Here is a 17298-nt window from a genome sequence, read left to right on the forward strand (position 1 = left end):
GTACGTGGACCGCGCCCGCGAGATCATCGACGCACTGGCATGAGCGGCCGCGCGCACCCGGCCGCACAGTGTAGCCGCGCGCAGCGCCGCCCATGCCCGGAACGGCGCAACGGATCTGCCGCGCCGACGGCGAAAAGAACGGCCGCGCAAACGGGTAACGCCCCGGCCCGTGGCGCGGACATACGGGTGATGGGAGAGTGATGGCCTCCGCACAATTCGCTGTATTCCTCGTCGCCGCCGCGCTGGTGACGATCGTCGTGGCCGCGATGTTCCTGCCCGGTGTGGCCCGGGTGTTCCTGATCGCACAGACCGCGCACTGGTCGCTGTCGTATATCGCGCGGCCGGTGGTGCTGCTGTGGGTGCAGCCCGTCCCCAGTTACGGCGACAACGTGCCCGATCCGCGGCTCTACGAATACGGCTACGACGGCGGCATCGCCGCGGTGCTGCAACCGGTCATCTTCGGACTCTGGGTCTACGCCGCGCTGATCATCGGCTACGTGCTGTGGGTGCGGCTGCGCCCGCGCGAGACCACGCCGCGCGTAGCACCTTTCGCGGGCGAGCCCATCTTCACCCAGACCCTGTTCCTGCTCTACGGCGTCGGCACCCTGGGCCGGCTGGCGGCCTACGCCACCGGCACCACCGGCAAGGCGGGCGAACTGGAGAGCCCGAACCCGCTCATCAACCTGGTCACCATTCTCGCCACGCTCGGCGCGGTCGGCCTGATCGTGTTCTACCGCAACGAGTCCGGCCGCACCACCGCGCTGGTGGTCGGCGCGCTCACCTGCGGCGAACTGGTGTGGACCGCCACCGTGCAGTCCAAGACCCCGATCATGGGCGCGGCGCTGGCCATCGCCGTGCGCTTCGCCATGACCGGCTGGACGCGCGTCAAGGTGGTCGGCGTGCTGAGCATCACCGGCCTCGCCATCGGCGGCTTCGGCTGGCTGCAGTCGCTCAAGACCGACGCCGCCGCGAAAGCCGAAGCGGCACAGGTGGATGCGCAGTATCCGACGGTGGTGCACCCCTTCCTGAGCATGCTGCGGCGTTTCGACCTGCTCGAGGCCGCCACCGACTCCTGGTTCGCCGGGCCGAGTTCCTGGCTGACGCCGAGTCAGGTGGCGCAGCACGCCGTGCAGAGCCTGATTCCCACCCAACTGCTGGGCGCGGAGAAGTTCCGATCCGGCGCCGCCTGGGCCGAGCAGGTGCGCGGGCGTTCGGTGGACATGTCGACGGTGGAAGTGTCCCTGGCCGAGGGCAATATCAACGAGGGCTATGTGCTGGGCGGCTACATCGGTGTCGCGGTGGGGGTCACGATCACGTTCGTGCTGCTGTTGATCTGGATCCGGGCTCTCTACAGCAGGTACCTGGCCATGGCGATCCTGGGCCTGTCGGTGATCGAGGTCCCGGTCCTGTTCGAGCGCGGCATCCTAGGCACCGTCGAGATGCTCGGCAAATATCTGCAGGCCGTGGTGCTGGCATGGCTGGCATATCTGGTTGTTGGTGAATTCCGAAGACGGATGGAACAGCTGCAGGGGGCATCGATTCCATCCGGGAAAACGAGGACAGCGCAATGGGTTTGATCGACTACTGGCGGTTGCTGCGGCGGCGCTGGCCGATAATCGTGGTCGCGGTGGTGATCTGTACGGGGGCGGCGTACGGATACGCGAGCACGCTGCCGACCGAGTACACCGCGTCCAGTTCGGTGTACGTCTCCATGGCCACCGGGACCTCGGTCAACGACTCCTATCAGGGCGGGCTGGCCGCGCAGCAGCGCGTGCGCTCGTACGTGGATCTGGCCACCAGCATCACCGTCGCCACCTACGTGCACGATCAGCTGGGCCTGAAGAGCTCGGTGAACGACGTGCGCGGCCGCATCACCGCGGTCTCGCCGCCGGCCACCACGATCATCATCATCACGGTGAAGGACTCCACCGCCGCCGGGGCGCGCACCCTGGCCGACGAGGTGGTCTCCCAGTTCCGGGCGCTGGTCTCCCGGCTCGAGGTCACCCAGAGCGACGCCGCGCCCGCCGCTCGCGCGGAGGTCATCGACAAGGCCCAGACGCCCAGCCAGCCCAGCGGACCGCAGCAGAAGCGCTACTACATGCTCGGCGTGCTGGCCGGACTGATGGTCGGTCTGGGCGCGGCGATCCTGCGCGACAAACTCGACAAGCGAGTCCGCACCTCCACCGAGCTGGAAGCCTTTCTGCCCGTGCCGATTCTGGGCATCGTCGACGACGGGCGGCCCGGAGCGGCGGGTGAGCTGCGCCGGCTGCGCACCCGGCTCACCGAGGATCCCGCGCTGGTCAGCCTGCTGCTGACCTCGCTGTCGCCGCACTCCGAACCGGATGTGGCGATCGGGCTGGCCCGCACCTTCGCCGATACCGGCGCGCGGGTGGTGCTGGTGGACGCCGACACCACCGGACAAGGCTCGTCCCGGCGCAGTCCGGCGGCCGCGGCGGCGGGACTCTCGGAACTGTTGCGCAACAACGCGACTCCCGCAGGGTTCGTGATGGCCTGGCCGGAGGTGGGGATCACCGTGCTGCCGCTGGGCGGCATGGACTTCCGCACCCCCGACCTGCTGGACTCCGAGCGGTTCAGCGACATCATGTCCAAGCTGCGCGGCGAATTCGACCACATCGTGGTGGAGGCCGCACCCGTCACCGCGGCCGCCGACGCCATCGCGCTGGCGCGGCGCGTCGACGCCACCATCGGCGTGATCGAGCTCGGGCAGACCACCTCCAACCAGGTGCGCGGGGCGCTGGCCACCTTCGGCCACGACAACAAGCGAATGATCGGCACGGTCGTCTTCTCGCGGCCGCATCGCAGCGTCGGCGAACTCGTCAAGCATCCGCTCGATCTGGTGAAACGGTGATCGAGGAGGACGGGGGGACAACGGACAACCGGTCGGAGGCCGCCGTGCGCCGCCGGCGGCTGCTGGCCGCCGGACTCGGGGCGGCGGCCATCCTGCCGGTCGCGGCCGCGTGCGCCAAAACCGATTCCGGCGCAACGGAATTCCGTTCACCGCATGTCACCGATCAGCCGTCGGCGCGGAATGTGAAGGACTTCGGCGCGGTCGGGGACGGGAAGGCCGACGACACCGACGCCTTCGCCAAGGCCGCCGCGGTCGGCGACAAGCCGCTGGTGCTCTACATCCCGGCCGGGCAGTACACGCTGAAGAAGTTCCCGGCGCTCGCCGACTACGCAACGGTGCTGGGCGACGGGGCCGATGTCACCACCATCAATTACGAGGGCGATGACACCTTCATCGCACTGCAGCGCAAGCAGCGGGTTCGCTTCTCCCGCCTGGGTTTCTACTTCTCCGGCCCCAAGGCCACCGCGGTGCGGCTGTCGGAGTGCTTCCGCTGCACCTTCGATTCGGTGGTGCTGCGCGGCAACCATCTCAGCGACAACGCGCCCCGATTCCAGGACCAGCGGGGACTGGTGCTGGATCAGAACACCGGGGGCACGACCGTCATCAATTCCGATATCAACAATTTCGGGTACGGGATCGTCACCTCGTGCATCCAGAACTACGTGACGTCCTCGAAACTCACCAACAATCACATCGGGGTGCTCGGCACCGGCGGCGACCACAATGCCGGATTGGCCTTGGCCAATGTCGAATTCGTGTCCGACACCGATCCCAGGACCACCGACAAGCACCTGGTGGTGGACGGTCCCGCGAACGACTGGTGGCTGACCAACGTGTGGTTCGAAGGCGCCGATACCGCGCTGTCCATCGGCGGACCGGCCGGCGGGCCCGCCCAGTTCGGTCTGGTCAACTGCAAGGTGGCCGCGCGCAAGGTGTGCCTGGACCTGATCCACTGCCGCCAGCCGTATCTGGCCAATGTGCAGTTCGATCCGGATCTGGACGCGCCGCCCATCGAGGTGCGGGTGGATCCCAAGGGCGTGGCGGAGGGCACGGCCGTCAACCTCATCTCCGGGTCCTACCAGGACGTGGATCCCAGGTCATTCCCGGACGGCTGGCACGTCATCGGGCGCGGGGCGATCCACGGCGCGCGCTTCGCCGGGACCACGGTAGCGCAGGCGAGTCAGCCCGATGCCGACATCTTCCAGGTCCAGGACCGGGACGGGACCGTATTGTCGGCCGTATTGAACAGTGGGGCTTATATTTCCGATCGCAGCGAAGGGGGAATCGTGTTGAAGGATTCGGCGGGCACGTACTGGCGGCTGTCGGTGGGCACGGACGGTGCGATCAAGACCTCGTCGCTGGGCAAGCAGCGACCGCACTCGTGAGCGGCGCGGGGGCACGACTGCGACTGGGCCCGGCACGGCTGCACGGCAGCACCCTGCTGCTGCGGCTGCCGCGCTTCGCCGACTACCAGGAGTGGCGGCGGCTGCGGCTGCGCAATCGTGAACTCCTGGAACCGTTCTGGCACACCTCGCCGCTGGACTGGAACACCCGGCACAGCGAGAAGGCCTGGGTACGTGAATGTCTGGAGGCGGCGACCAATGCCCGCACCGGGCGGCGGGTCGCCACCGTCATCGAGATCGACGGGCGCTTCGCCGGGCAGGTGGAGATCGGCAATATCGATCCGCAGGCCCGGCAGGGCGAGATGGGGATCTGGATCGACGCCCGGATGGGGCGGCACGGGTTCGGCGGGATCGCGGCGGGATTGATCCTCGACTTCAGCTTCGAGGTGCTGGGGCTGGAGCGCATCAATGCGCCCATCTCGCCGGGAAACACGGCGGCCACCAGTGGTGCGGTCCAGATCGGGTTCGTGCGCGAGGCCCGCATGCGGCTGCACTTCGATGTGGGCGGGGCGCGGGCCGATCACGATCTGTGGTCGATGACGCGGGCCGAGATTCCGCCCAAGGGATTCACCGAGATGTGGACCGAGCGCACGCTCGAACATCGAACCCCGCCCCCGGACGAACCCACCGGAGCACCGGAGTCGAACGGAATACCTGATACAGCAACAATTTTCGGGGTCGTGGCCCGGTATCGCGCGGGCCAGCTGTGGCGGGCTGCCCGGCAGACGCTGCCCACCCGGCCCGTCACGCTCCGGCTGACCGGGTTCGACCGGATGGCGCTGCGCAGCCTCCGGCCCTCCGACGGCGCGGCCCGCGCGACCGCCCGGCGTAACGGGGCGCCCCCGGCGACCGACGGAACCGATAGCACCGGTTCGTCCTGGTGGCGCGAATTCGCCCGCAGCACAGCGGGAGTGCGCTCCCCCGCCGGTCTGCTGCTCGTCCTCGACGCCGCGGGCACCTACGCCGGGGAGGCCCGGCTGTTCGACCTCGACATGTTCGATCGCAACGCCCGGATGCACATCTGGGCCGATCCCGCCCACGCCGACGACGGAGTCCGCCTGGCGGCAACCCGGGCCCTGCTGGCACACGCCTTCGACCGGCTCGGTCTGTTCCGCGTATACACGGCCGTCGCGGCCGGGGATACCGCGTCGGCCGCGGTCGCCGCCTCGGCGGGACTGCACAAGGAGGGAACCATGCGCAGCTACACCGGACTCGACGGGCACCGCGGCGACCACGAACTGTGGGCCATCACCGCCGGGGGTGCCGATCATGCGTGACTACCGGCGCAGTGCCGCCCTGCAGGCGCGCCTGCACGATCTGGTCCCGGGCGGCGCGCACACCTACGCGCGTGGCGCGGACCAGTATCCGGAGGCCATGGCCCCGATCCTGGTGCGCGGCAAGGGTGCCCGGGTGTGGGACGCGGACGGCAACGAGTATGTCGAGTACGGCATGGGGCTGCGCTCGGTGACCCTCGGCCACGGGTTCGCGCCGGTGGTCGAGGCGGTGGCGCGGACCATCGCCGACGGGGTCAACTTCTCCCGGCCGACCGAGCTGGAACTGTTGGCGGCCCAGGATTTCCTGAGCCTGGTGCCGGGCGCGGACATGGTGAAGTTCGCCAAGAACGGCTCCGACACCACGACGGCCGCGGTGCGGCTGGCGCGCGCGGTGACCGGGTGGGAGGCGGTGGCGATCTGCGAGCAGCCGTTCTTCTCGGTCGACGACTGGTTCATCGGCACCACCGAGATGAACGCGGGGATACCGGCGGTTCCGACGGTGCGATTCCGCTACAACGACCTGGCATCGCTGGAAACGGCCATGCACCGCACCGCGATCGCGTGCGTGATCCTCGAACAGGCCACGGCCCTGTCCGAACCCGCGCCGGGCTTCCTGGAAGGCGTACGCGCGCTGTGCGACCGGTACGGCGCGCTGCTGGTCTTCGACGAGATGATCACCGGGTTCCGCTGGTCCGCCGGCGGGGCGCAGCGGATCTACGGTGTAGCCCCCGACCTGTCGTGCTGGGGCAAGGCTATGGCCAACGGGTTCCCGCTCTCGGCGCTGGCCGGCAAACGCGAGTACATGGAGCTGGGCGGGCTGCGCACCGACGCGGACCGGGTCTTCCTGCTGTCGACCACCCACGGGCCGGAAACCGCGTCCCTGGCGGCCTTCCGGGCCGTCGTGCAGACCTACCGCGACACCGATCCGGTGGCGCGCATGGAGGAATCCGGCCGCCGCCTCGCCGCCGGGGTCAATGCCATTGCCGCGGACCTCGGTATCGGTGATCATCTCGAGGTGGCGGGCCGGCCGTCGTGCCTGGTGTTCCTCACCCGGGACCCGGAAGGTGTTCCCTCCCAGCCCTATCGGACGTTGTTCCTGCAGGAGCTGCTGGACCGGGGTGTGCTGGGGCAGTCGTTCGTGAACTCGGCCGCGCACACCGACGCCGATATCGACCACACCATCGATGCCTGCCAGTCGGCGGCCAAGACCTACCGCAAGGCCCTCGAACAGGGCACGGTGGACGGCCTGCTCGCCGGACGGCCGGTGGCTCCGGCGCTGCGGCGCACGGCGGCACCGCGTCGTCTCGCACCGTAACCCAGTCTCGCGCCGTAACCCAGTCTCGCGCCGTAACCCAGGAGCTGTGATGTCCGCACCCCGGATCGCCCTCGTCCACGAGCGATTCACCGAATACGGCGGCTCCGAGGCCGTGGTCGCCGAGTTCATGAAAACCTGGCCCGGCGCACCGGTTTTCGCGCCCATCACCGACGCGGAGTGCACGCGCGCACTCTTGGCGGCGGCAGGGCCCTCGATCGAAACGGGCTCGGCGGCAACCGGACTCGTGTACGACACCTGGCTGTCGCGCGCCTACTCGGCGAGCGGGCGGCGGTCGCATGCGCCGCTGCTGCCCTTCGTGCCGGGAACGCTGCGCAGTCTTCCACTCGACGGCGAGTACGACGCGGTGGTGGTGAGCCATCACGCCTTCGCGACCCAGGCGGTCTTCGCCACCACCGCACCGGTGATCGCCTATGTGCACAGCCCGGCCCGGTGGGCCTGGGACAGCGCGTTCCGGGCCCGGGAGGCCGGAGGACGGGCGGGGCAGGCCATTCTGATGGCGCTGGGCGCGCTGGCCCGGCGCAACGAACTGCGGGCCGCGCCGCGGCTCGCGCACGTGGTGGCGAACTCGCAGGCGGTGGCCGATCGGGTGCGGGACTGGTGGGGATTGCCCGCGTCGGTGGTGAATCCGCCTGTGCGCGTGGACCGTTTCTCCCCCGATCCGCGCATCGGCCGGGAGGATTTCTTCCTCTTCGCGGGCCGGCTCGTGCCCTACAAGCGCCCCGATCTCGCCATTCGCGCCGCCCGCGCGGCCGGGGTGCGCCTGGTGATCCTCGGCGACGGCCGCTATCGCCGTCAGCTGGCGGCGCTGGCGGGCCCGGAGACCACCTTCCTGGGCGCGGCCTCCGACGAGGTGCTGCAGGACATGTACCGCCGCTGCCGGGCGCTGCTCATGCCCGGCGTGGAGGATTTCGGCATCGTCCCGGTGGAGGCCATGGCCTGTGGCGCACCGGTGCTGGCGGTCGGTGAGGGCGGGGCGCTCGACACCGTCGTGCCCGGCATCTCCGGCGAACACATTCCGACCGGTTCCGACGATTCGGTGGTGGCCGGATTCGCCCGGGTGATGCGGGATTTCGACCCGTCCGACTATCACCCCGAAACCATCCGCAAGCACGCCGTCACCTTCTCCCCCGAGGCATTCCGCGGCCGAATCGCGGACATTGTGTCGCGCAATTCCCGCTGACCGACTATTCATAGAATCCGGACGGATTCGAGAACAGCGGAACAGGGTGAGGCAGTGGGTGGTGTCGGAGCGGTATCCGGCGCGCTGGTGACCGGTGGGGCAGGGGATGTCGGGGGCGCGGTGGCGCGGCGACTGGTGGACGCCGGACGGCCCGTGTGGGTCGCGGATGTCGATGCCGAGGGTGCGCGGGCGTGTGCGGCGGAGCTGGGGGCGGAAGCCACTGCGCTGGAACTGGATCTGACGAGCGCGGAGAGCATCGAAGCTGCCGCCCGGACGGTCCGCGGGCGGGTCTCGGCCGTGGTGCACTGTGCCGGGGTCGCCGTCGTGGAACCGTTCCTGGACAGCGGAACCCTCGCCTGGGACCTCATGTTCCAGGTGAATCTGCGCGGGCCCATGCGCCTGACCCAGCTGCTGCTGCCCGGCATGCTCGACGCCGAGGCCGCCCGCATCGTGTTCGTCGCCTCCGACGGCGCGCGAGCCGGCGCCTTCGGCGAAACCGTCTACGCCGCATCCAAATCCGGCCTGTTCGGTTTCGCCAAATCCCTCGCCCGGGAGGTGGCCCGCGACGGCGTCACCGTCAACGTGGTCTGCCCAGGACCGCTGGAGGGCCGCATGGTTGCCCACACCATGGCCGATCACCCCGAAACCCTCACCGCCCTCGAAAAATCCATCCCCCTCAAACGCCTGGGCCGACCGGACGAAGTAGCCTCCCTCATCGCATGGCTGGCAAGCCCGGAAGCCAGCTACGTCACCGGCCAGCTGATCAGCGTCAGCGGCGGCATCACCATGCAGTAGGAGTTGCCCACATGCCCTCTCTCCCCCTCGTCGACGCCCACATGCACCTGTGGGACACCGGTGCGCATGCCTGGTATCCGGGCCTGGCGAGATTCGCCGCCGCCGGTCGACCCGACATCGCGCAGAACTTTCTACCGGCCGACTTCGATCGGGGGCTGGGCTCGATCGAGGTGGCCGGGCTGGTGCACGTGTCGGCCACCACCGCGCCGCATGCCTATCTGGACGAAACTCGTTGGGTGGACGGCATTGCCGCGGCCGGCTCGCGGCCGTTCGCGATCGTCGGGGCGGTCGATCCCACCCTGCCGACGACCGAGCTGATCGCGCATCTCGACGAGCAGGCCCGCACCGAGCGGTTCCGCGGGGTACGGGTTTTCGAAGGGCTGTCGCCGAATACGCCTGCGGCGGATGCCCTCGCGAGCTGGCTGCAGGAGCACGACGCGGTCTTCGATCTGGTGACCGAGCCCGGCGAGATTCTCGACTGGATCGACTTCCTGGCGGGGTACCCGGAACTGCGGGTGGTGCTCGAGCACCTGGGGTTCCCGCAGGGGCATTCCTCCGAGGCCCGCTCCGCCTGGCACAATGCGATCTCCTTGGCGGCCAAGGAGACTCAGTGGCTGTGCAAGCTCTCGGGGTTCGGGCTCATCTGCCGGGATCTGGCGTGGCCGTCGCTCGAGTACTGGCTGGAATCGAGTGTGGCGCTGTGGGGGTGGCGGCGGCTGATGTTCGCGTCCAACATGCCGGTGGATTCGCTGGCCGGGACCTACACCGAGCTGGTCTCGGCGATCGACCACATCGTCACCACCGACGCCACCGATCAGGAGGCCGAGTTCTTCTACCAGGCCAACGCGCTCGACACCTACCGCCTGAAATAGGCGACGCGGCTAGCGGTTCGGCAGTGATCGGGGCAGCCCGAAGCGTGGGAGCACGGCGGTGTCGAACCTGGTCAGCCCGCTGATCCGGTCGCCGGCGAGGGTCAGGACGTAGAGGCCGGTGCCGTGGGCGGTGCCGTCGGGGCCGCGCAGATAGGCCCCGAACGCGGGCTGGCCATTGGCGCTGGTCGCCACCAGGTCGAAGCGGCGGCCCGCGCCGAATATCGCTGCGCAGAAACGGGTTACGGTCTCGAGGCCGACGTATTCGAAGGGCATCGGCGGCATCGACATGAACACGTCGTCGGTCAGCAGGGCTACCAACGCGTCCAGATCGGCGGACTCCCACGCCGTGGCGAACTTCGCCGCGACCGCGTCCTGCGCGGCCGAACGCGGGGCCGATTCCCCCTCGGCGGTCGCGGGCAGCCGGTGCCGCAGGCCGGCACGGGCACGCTTGAGTGCGCTGTTGACCGAGTCGACGGTGGTGTCGAGCATGCCCGCCACCTCCGCCGCGGGGAATCCCAGGGCATCACGCAGGATGAGGACGGCCACCTGGCGCGGCGGCAGCCGCTGCAGGGCCGTCACGAACGCCAGTGAAATGGACTCGGTCTGCTCGAGGCGGGCTTCCGGGCCCAGCGGCATCGCGATCGCACCCGCCACCAGATCCTCCGGGAGCGGTTCGAGCCAGACGATCTCGCCGAGCCGGGTCGGCTCAGGTGGCTGTACATGGGGCACGTTCCACTCCTCGGCCGGTCGCCGGCTCGCCGAGCGGCGCGCGTTGAGGCAGCGATTGGTAGCTATCCGGTAGAGCCAGGTCCGTAGCGAGGCACGCTCCTCGAAGCCGTCCAGGCCGCGCCACGCACTCAGCAGCGTCTCCTGCAGGGCGTCCTCGGCGTCCTGCAGGGACCCCAGCATCCGGTAGCAGTGCACCAGCAGCTCACGCCGGTACGGCTCGGTCAGCTCCGCGAACGCCGCGCTGCTCCCGGCCCGCGCGGCCACGATCGGATCGTCGACTACCACTCTCGCCACCTCTTCCGTCTCGACTGCTCGTGCATATCGACACCGGCCCGGGCGCGAACTGGGCGGTGGGCGCGCGCCCAGTTTCGGCTGGCTCCGGTTTCTACCTCAGCAGCAACCGAACACACCGATCAAGGAGACCCGCATGGGCACGATCGTCATCACCACCAATGTCAGCCTCGACGGCGTCGTCCAGGACCCCGACGGGCGGGAGGGCTTCGCCCGCGGCGGCTGGTTCCCGGCGCCCGACAGCACCGATTTCCAGGCCTGGGCCGAACTCGAGACGCGGGAGGCGCTGGGCGCCGACGCCATGCTGCTCGGCCGCCGCAGCGACGAATGGTTCGCGCCGCGATGGAATTCCCGCACCGGGGTCTGGGCCGACAAATTGAACAGCCTCCCCAAGCATGTCGTGTCCTCGACCACCGAACCCCCGCAGTGGATCAACGCGACGGTCCTCAAAGGCGACGCCGTCTCCGAGATCGCGGCCCTGAAGCGGTCCGTGGAGGGCGAGATCATCGTCTACGCCAGCTATGAGCTGCTGCGCACAATGATCGAGCACGACCTGGCCGACGAACTCCGCCTCGTCGTCTTCCCCGTCGTCCTCGGCGAGGGCAAGCGTCTCTTCGATCGGACCACCGCCGCGAAACCGTTGCGTCTCATCGAGACCCGGCAGATCGGCGACGGCCTGGTGTACTACGCCTACGAATTCCTCCGCGACGCCTGAACCCACGCCCGGAGGGCCCAGCCGCCCACCCGGCGGCTGGGCTCTCCGACTCCGGTTTCGACAGCCTTCCACCGGGAGCCGCCGCCCGTGCCCGTTACGTCCTGTACCGGAACAGAATTCGGCCGCGGGTGAGGTCGTAGGGGCTCAGTTCCACGAGGACGCGGTCGGCCGGGAGAATCTTGATGTAGTTCTTCCGGATCTTGCCGCTGATGTGCGCGAGGACCTGATGCCCATTGGGCAGTTCCACCGTGAAGGTGGCATTGCGCAGGCACTCGACGACGGTGCCCTCGATTTCAATTCCCTTTCCGGTCTTGGTCATCGCAGCACCAGTTCCAGGTTGCTGTTCACGCGCCGGGCGCCGATGCCGTCGAACAGTGCGGTGGCCGAGGCGTTGGATTCGTTCACCTCGGCCGAGGCGGTGGCGATGCCACGGTGGTGCAGCGTGGACAGGGTGTGGGCCAGCATTGCGCGGGCGATGCCGCGACGCTGCTGGTCCGCCCGGACCGCGACCAGTCCGATCCGCGGTAGCCGGGTCACCTGCACCACGCGGAGCAGGCCCACGTAGCGGCCGGCCTGGGCCGCCGCCACGTATTTCGACCGGTCCACGATGGTGTCACCGTCGTACCCGCCCAGGATCTCGGCCGGCATCTCCTGCCAGCCGACCGCCGCCTCCACCTCGTCGCGGATGACCCGGTCCACGGCGCGCAGCGGTTCCGCCGCCGCGCGCCCGGCCGGCACGATCGTGATGTCCGGTGGCGGGAGGACCGCATGCAGCCCGGTGCCGGCGGGATCGGTGGGGATCAGGTACTCCCATTCCCGGCGCCGGGTCGTGAAACCGGCTCGCGCCCACCGGGACAGCAGGTCGGCGTCGTTCTCGTCGACGACGGTGTGCAGTGGCCTGCGCAGGGTGGGGAGCATCGCGGCCGCGAGTTGGTCGAACACCGCGTCGTGCCAGGCGTCGATGCTGACGAACAGCCGTCCGTCGGGTCGTGTCGAAATATCGCCGCACCCGACCACCAGGTCGTTCTCCACGGCTTGCCATCGGGTCAGCGCGACCCGGGTGATCGCGGCGGAATCGCCCGCACGCGAAGAGATATCCGAAGTATTCATCGTCGTCACCTTTCGGGATTGCCTTGTCAGGCAGGCGCTCCCGGCGACAACTACAGCGTTCGCCAATCCGTGACGACGAGAGGGAGCCCCCACATCGGTACTGTGTTCACGGGTCTCACCTCCTCGCCTGATGCCACGGTAGGCAGCAGGCTAGCAGACCGAATCACCGTCCGCGCAAGGTATTTTCCGCCACGGACCGAAGATGAAGCACAAGAATGGGCTGTCTCAGCGACGGGATCGCACGGTCAGGACGCCCACGACCCAGCCGATGGCGAAGGTCACCAGCAGCACCAGCCACATCGGCGAACGGATGGTCATCAGCAGGAATTCGATGTCCACCCGGTGCCGGTTCTCCGCGATGAACATCACCGCCAGCACGGTGAGGACGATCGCGATCCACTGCTTCATCGAGATCTTCGACAGCAGTGAGGGTTTGGCTGGCTCGGTCACCTGATCCTCCTGTCGAGGTGAGGGGCGGATCGGGGTCCTGTCGGACCACGTCGTCCGACGCTAGTCGCCGTCATCGGACGCCTGCCTCAACCGTGCCGCGATTCGGCCGATTCGTTACCTACCGAGCATCGGCACGACGGCGGCCGCGACCGGGCCGGTTACCTTCTCGGGCCGGCCCGCGTCATACAGGGTGGCGACCGACATCGACCGGGGTCGCCGGACCGAGGAATGGAGGACAGGGTGCTGTCGAATATTTTGTATGTCACCGTCTATGTGACCGATCAGGACCGGGCGCTGCAGTTCTACACCGAAGGGCTCGGGCTGGAGAAGCAGGTGGACTATGCCGGGCCCGACGGGCGGTTCCTGACCGTCAGGGCGTCCGGGAGTCCCGTGGAGATCATTTTGTGGCTGCTTCCGGAGGCGGCCGGGCAGCCGACCGGGGGTCCGGAGGTGGTCGCACCCGGGCCGCTCATTCTCGAATCGGACAACTTGTGGAAGGACTTCGAGGTGCTGCGGGACAGGGGCGTGACGTTCATCGATCCGGAACCGATGGAGTATCCGTTCGGGGTGCGCATCGAGGCGGTGGACCCGGACGGGAACCGGATCTCGCTGCGGCAGCAGCGGCGGGGACGGTAGCCATGGCCGGATCCGGCTCGACGGACCCGGTGGCCGCGGCCTTCGAGGCACAGCGCGATCGGCTGCGGGCGGTCGCGTACCGCGTCCTGGGCTCGCATGCCGATGCCGAGGACGTGGTGCAGGAAGCCTGGATGCGGCTGGCCCGCCAGGACGCCGCCGCCATCGACAACCTCGCGGGCTGGCTCACCACGGTCGTCGGCCGGATCAGCCTGGACCTGCTGCGCTCGCGCCAGGCCCGCCAGGAGTCGTCCTACGACGGCCTGCCCGAGTTCGTCGTCACCGCCGACCACGGCGCCACCGAACCGGAAGAGTATGTCGCCCTGGCCGATTCGGTGGGCCTGGCGCTGCTGGTCGTCCTGGACTCGCTCGGCCCCAGCGAGCGCCTGGCCTTCGTGCTGCACGACATGTTCGCGGTGCCGTTCGCCGAGATCGGCCGGATCCTCGGCAAATCCGCCGCCGCCACCAAGATGATCGCCAGCCGCGCCCGCCGGAAGGTGCAGGGCGCCGGCGAGCACCCGGCCGCGCCCGGGCGCGAACAGCGGGCGGTGGCCGAAGCGTTCCGCCGGGCCGCGGTGGGCGGCGACTTCGAGGCGCTCCTCCGCGTCCTCGACCCCGAGGTGCGGCTCACCGTCCACACCCCCGGCGGCGTGTTCGTCACCCTCGGCGCCACCGAAGTAGCCACGCGCGCACGCAGTTTCTCCGGCGCGGTCACCCGCCACCAGCCGGTCCTCGTCGACAATCTGCCCGGCTACATCTCCTGGCGCGAGGACGGCACCCCGCTATCCGTCATGTCCCTCGCCGTCGCCGGCCATCGCATCACCGCCATCACCCTGCTCGCCGACCCGCACCGCCTCGCCGCGATGCACCTACCCGGTTCGGCCTGAATCACCGACCGGCCGCGCCGCGGGCGTCGAGCAGGTTTCGGACGCCGGCGACCAGCCCTGCGGGATCCGGGTAGGCGCGTTCCAATTCGACTCTGCCGCAGCTGCCATCGAGGATCTGGGCGAGGAGGCAGGGGGACCACTGTCTTCCCGGTGGGCAGTGCGGTGGTCCCACATCCGGTCGCCGCGATACGGGAGCGTGTCGAAAGAAGTCTCGAAGTCACGACCCGAATCCGCCTCGGCCACAATCGCTTCCGCGAAGATCCGCAGGCCGCGGGATAGGCATGGCCGCGGATCATGATCCACAGTTCGACCAGGCACAGTCCGCTGGGCCGGTGCAGTGCGAACATCACTGAATACGGGTCTGCACCCGGTCATGGTCGTCGCAAGATACGAATTGCTGCACGGCCACACCCTGGCGTGCAGAGCCGAACATGCTGCCGCTCAGTCGCTTTCACGCTGGTCAGGAGGCCGCGAACGGGAGGCGGCAATTGACTTGACGAATTGTGTTCCGCGGTGTCATTATTGAAATGGGAAGACACCGGAATATCGGTGTCGATTTCTTTGCGCCTCTCGACATCTGTTGACTTCGGGTGTAATTTGAGATTTCGCGCCTGGGCGGGTGCTGTCCGACTCTCGAAATGTGAAATGACCGTGGAAGGTCGCGCTGTCTGCGTGCGGCTTCATCCACCCGTTGTTGTCGAGTCATGTTCGGACGGCCGGCGCCGGTGCGCGTGAATTACGGCCACAGGACAAGCAGATACCGCGACCGACCGCCTGCGCGGGCGGCGCGAGGTGCTGGAAGGACGCATTTTGGCAGTCTCGAATCAGACCGAGCGGGTTTCGTTCGCCACGGTGACCGAGCCCCTGGCAGTTCCGGATCTCCTGCAGGTGCAGACCGATTCGTTCGGCTGGCTGATCGGCGCGCCCGATTGGCGCGCCCGGACGGCCGCGCACGGCGCCACGCGCGCCAGCGGGCTGGAGGAGGTACTCGACGAGATGAGCCCCATCGAGGACTTCGCGGGAACCATGTCGCTGACCCTGTCCGAACCCCGCTTCGAGGACGTCAAGACCTCGATCGAGGAGTGCAAGGACCGGGATCTGACCTACGCGGCATCGCTTTTCGTGACCGCGGAGTTCATCAATCACAACACCGGGGAGATCAAATCCCAGACGGTATTCCTGGGCGATTTCCCGATGATGACCGGCACGGGCACCTTCGTCATCAATGGCACCGAGCGCGTGGTCATCTCGCAGCTGATCCGCTCCCCCGGCGTCTATTTCGACGAGAGCATCGACAAATCCACCGAGAAGACACTGTATTCCGCGCGCGTCATCCCCTCCCGCGGTGCGTGGCTGGAGTTCGACGTGGACAAGCGCGACACCGTCGGCGTCCGGATCGATCGCAAGCGCCGGCAGCCGGTGACGGTCCTGCTCAAGGCGCTCGGCTGGACCAGCGAGCAGATCGCCGAGCGCTTCGGCCACTCCGGCATCATGCTGACCTCGCTGGAGAAGGACAACACGCCCGGCACCGACGAGGCGCTGCTGGACATCCACCGCAAGCTGCGCCCCGGCGAGCCGCCGACCAAGGAGTCTGCGCAGACGCTGCTGGAGAATCTCTTCTTCAAGGAGAAGCGCTACGACCTGGCCCGCGTCGGCCGCTACAAGGTGAACAAGAAACTCGGCATCCACACGGCCGAGGCGGTCGGCTCGCCGGTGCTCACCGAGGAGGACCTCGTCACCATCATCGACTACCTGGTGCGGCTGCACGCGGGCGAGAAGGTGATGACCGCGCCCGGCGGCATCGAGGTCCCGGTCGAGGTCGACGATATCGACCACTTCGGCAATCGCCGGGTCCGCACCGTCGGCGAGCTCATCCAGAACCAGCTGCGGCTGGGCCTGTCACGCATGGAACGCGTGGTGCGCGAACGCATGACGACCCAGGACATCGAGGCCGTGACCCCGCAGTCGCTGCTGAACATCCGGCCGGTCGTGGCGGCGCTGCGAGAGTTCTTCGGAACCTCCCAGTTCTCGCAGTTCATGGATCACCGCAATCCGCTGTCGAGCCTCACCCACAAGCGGCGGCTCTCGGCGCTCGGGCCCGGCGGGCTCAACCGGGAACGCGCCAGCCTCGAGGTGCGCGATGTGCACTACAGCCACTACGGCCGGATGTGCCCGATCGAGACGCCGGAGGGACCGAATATCGGCCTGATGGGGTATCTGTCGGTGTACGCGCGGGTCAATCCGTTCGGGTTCATCGAGACTCCGTACCGGCGGGTGACCGAGGGCCGGGTGACCGACGAGATCGACTACCTGTCCGCCGACGAAGAGGACCTGCACGTGGTGGCGCAGGCCAACGAAGCGCTGGATGCGGCGGGGCGCTTCGTGTCCGATCGAATCGCGGTGCGGCGCAAGAACTCCGAAGTCGAGCTGGTCCATGCCGCCGCCGTCGACTACATGGACGTGTCACCGCGCCAGATGGTGTCGGTCGCGACCGCCATGATTCCGTTCCTCGAGCACGACGACGCCAACCGTGCCCTCATGGGCGCGAACATGCAGAAGCAGTCGGTGCCGCTCATTCGCTCGGAGGCTCCACTGGTGGGCACCGGTATGGAAATGCGGGCGGCGATCGATTCCGGCGATGTCGTGCTGAACGAGAAACCCGGTGTGGTGGAGGAGGTTTCGGCCGACTTCATCACCGTCATGCACGACGACGGCACTCGCCGTTCGTACCGGCTGCGTAAGTTCGAGCGTTCG

The 17298-nt window shown here is 68.4% G+C and carries 15 protein-coding genes and 1 pseudogene; 12 read left to right on the forward strand and 4 right to left on the reverse strand.

What is annotated here, in order from left to right; translation table 11 throughout:
* The first annotated feature begins 200 nt into the window (after window positions 1–200).
* From ACFXN1_RS49370 to ACFXN1_RS49405, 8 genes are read left to right on the forward strand one after another with little or no spacing between them, the layout of a single operon-like run.
* Window positions 201–1577 carry a hypothetical protein gene (locus tag ACFXN1_RS49370; protein ID WP_379445578.1) on the forward strand — a complete coding sequence of 459 codons (1377 nt, stop codon included), beginning with the start codon at window positions 201–203 and terminating at the stop codon, window positions 1575–1577.
* On the forward strand, window positions 1568–2869 hold the full coding sequence (locus tag ACFXN1_RS49375; protein ID WP_379445579.1) for a Wzz/FepE/Etk N-terminal domain-containing protein: 1302 nt from the start codon (window positions 1568–1570) through the stop codon (window positions 2867–2869). Before ACFXN1_RS49370 ends, ACFXN1_RS49375 begins: the two co-directional genes overlap by 10 nt.
* Window positions 2869–4254 (forward strand): glycosyl hydrolase family 28-related protein, encoded by a 1386-nt coding sequence (locus ACFXN1_RS49380; protein WP_379445592.1) that lies wholly within the window; start codon window positions 2869–2871, stop codon window positions 4252–4254. The genes ACFXN1_RS49375 and ACFXN1_RS49380 overlap by 1 nt, the downstream gene beginning before the upstream one ends.
* A complete protein-coding gene (locus tag ACFXN1_RS49385; RefSeq protein ID WP_379445580.1) occupies window positions 4251–5549 on the forward strand; it encodes a GNAT family N-acetyltransferase in 1299 nt (432 codons plus the stop codon). The genes ACFXN1_RS49380 and ACFXN1_RS49385 overlap by 4 nt, the downstream gene beginning before the upstream one ends.
* Window positions 5542–6861, forward strand: coding sequence for a glutamate-1-semialdehyde 2,1-aminomutase (locus tag ACFXN1_RS49390; RefSeq protein WP_379464073.1), 1320 nt, complete (start codon window positions 5542–5544; stop codon window positions 6859–6861). Before ACFXN1_RS49385 ends, ACFXN1_RS49390 begins: the two co-directional genes overlap by 8 nt.
* Window positions 6862–6910: 49 nt before the next feature.
* Complete coding sequence (locus ACFXN1_RS49395) at window positions 6911–8062, forward strand: glycosyltransferase (protein WP_379445583.1); 1152 nt, start codon at window positions 6911–6913, stop codon at window positions 8060–8062.
* Between the two features lie 54 nt (window positions 8063–8116).
* Window positions 8117–8857, forward strand: a complete 741-nt coding sequence (locus tag ACFXN1_RS49400; RefSeq protein ID WP_379445584.1) for an SDR family NAD(P)-dependent oxidoreductase — start codon at window positions 8117–8119, stop codon at window positions 8855–8857.
* An 11-nt stretch (window positions 8858–8868) separates the two neighbouring features.
* A complete protein-coding gene (locus tag ACFXN1_RS49405) occupies window positions 8869–9729 on the forward strand; it encodes an amidohydrolase family protein (RefSeq protein WP_379402085.1) in 861 nt (286 codons plus the stop codon).
* Between the two features lie 9 nt (window positions 9730–9738).
* Here the strand turns inward: ACFXN1_RS49405 and ACFXN1_RS49410 are convergent, their stop codons facing one another.
* A complete protein-coding gene (locus ACFXN1_RS49410) occupies window positions 9739–10743 on the reverse strand; it encodes a sigma-70 family RNA polymerase sigma factor (protein WP_379445585.1) in 1005 nt (334 codons plus the stop codon).
* Window positions 10744–10885: 142 nt separating this feature from the next.
* Here ACFXN1_RS49410 and ACFXN1_RS49415 point away from each other — a divergent pair, with 142 nt between their 5' ends.
* Window positions 10886–11464, forward strand: a complete 579-nt coding sequence (locus tag ACFXN1_RS49415; RefSeq protein ID WP_379445586.1) for a dihydrofolate reductase family protein — start codon at window positions 10886–10888, stop codon at window positions 11462–11464.
* A 94-nt stretch (window positions 11465–11558) separates the two neighbouring features.
* Here the strand turns inward: ACFXN1_RS49415 and infA are convergent, their stop codons facing one another.
* From infA to ACFXN1_RS49430, 3 genes are all read right to left on the reverse strand, one after another.
* Window positions 11559–11783: a translation initiation factor IF-1 gene (gene infA / locus ACFXN1_RS49420; RefSeq protein ID WP_356996338.1), complete on the reverse strand. Its 225-nt coding sequence runs from the start codon at window positions 11781–11783 to the stop codon at window positions 11559–11561.
* Complete coding sequence (locus tag ACFXN1_RS49425) at window positions 11780–12574, reverse strand: GNAT family N-acetyltransferase (protein ID WP_379445587.1); 795 nt, start codon at window positions 12572–12574, stop codon at window positions 11780–11782. Before ACFXN1_RS49425 ends, infA begins: the two co-directional genes overlap by 4 nt.
* A gap of 225 nt (window positions 12575–12799) precedes the next feature.
* Window positions 12800–13024 carry a hypothetical protein gene (locus ACFXN1_RS49430; RefSeq protein WP_379402090.1) on the reverse strand — a complete coding sequence of 75 codons (225 nt, stop codon included), beginning with the start codon at window positions 13022–13024 and terminating at the stop codon, window positions 12800–12802.
* A 240-nt stretch (window positions 13025–13264) separates the two neighbouring features.
* On the opposite strand from ACFXN1_RS49430, the gene ACFXN1_RS49435 reads away from it, so the two are divergent.
* The 3 genes and pseudogenes from ACFXN1_RS49435 to ACFXN1_RS49445 form a co-directional block, all read left to right on the forward strand.
* Window positions 13265–13660 (forward strand): VOC family protein, encoded by a 396-nt coding sequence (locus ACFXN1_RS49435; RefSeq protein WP_379445589.1) that lies wholly within the window; start codon window positions 13265–13267, stop codon window positions 13658–13660.
* Window positions 13661–13662: 2 nt separating this feature from the next.
* Window positions 13663–14544 carry a sigma-70 family RNA polymerase sigma factor gene (locus tag ACFXN1_RS49440; RefSeq protein ID WP_379445590.1) on the forward strand — a complete coding sequence of 294 codons (882 nt, stop codon included), beginning with the start codon at window positions 13663–13665 and terminating at the stop codon, window positions 14542–14544.
* A gap of 792 nt (window positions 14545–15336) precedes the next feature.
* A pseudogene (locus ACFXN1_RS49445) lies at window positions 15337–17298 on the forward strand (DNA-directed RNA polymerase subunit beta); the annotation flags it as partial.

Origin of the sequence: Nocardia sp. NPDC059154 (genome assembly GCF_042755705.1) — a bacterium.
Lineage (GTDB): Bacteria > Actinomycetota > Actinomycetes > Mycobacteriales > Mycobacteriaceae > Nocardia.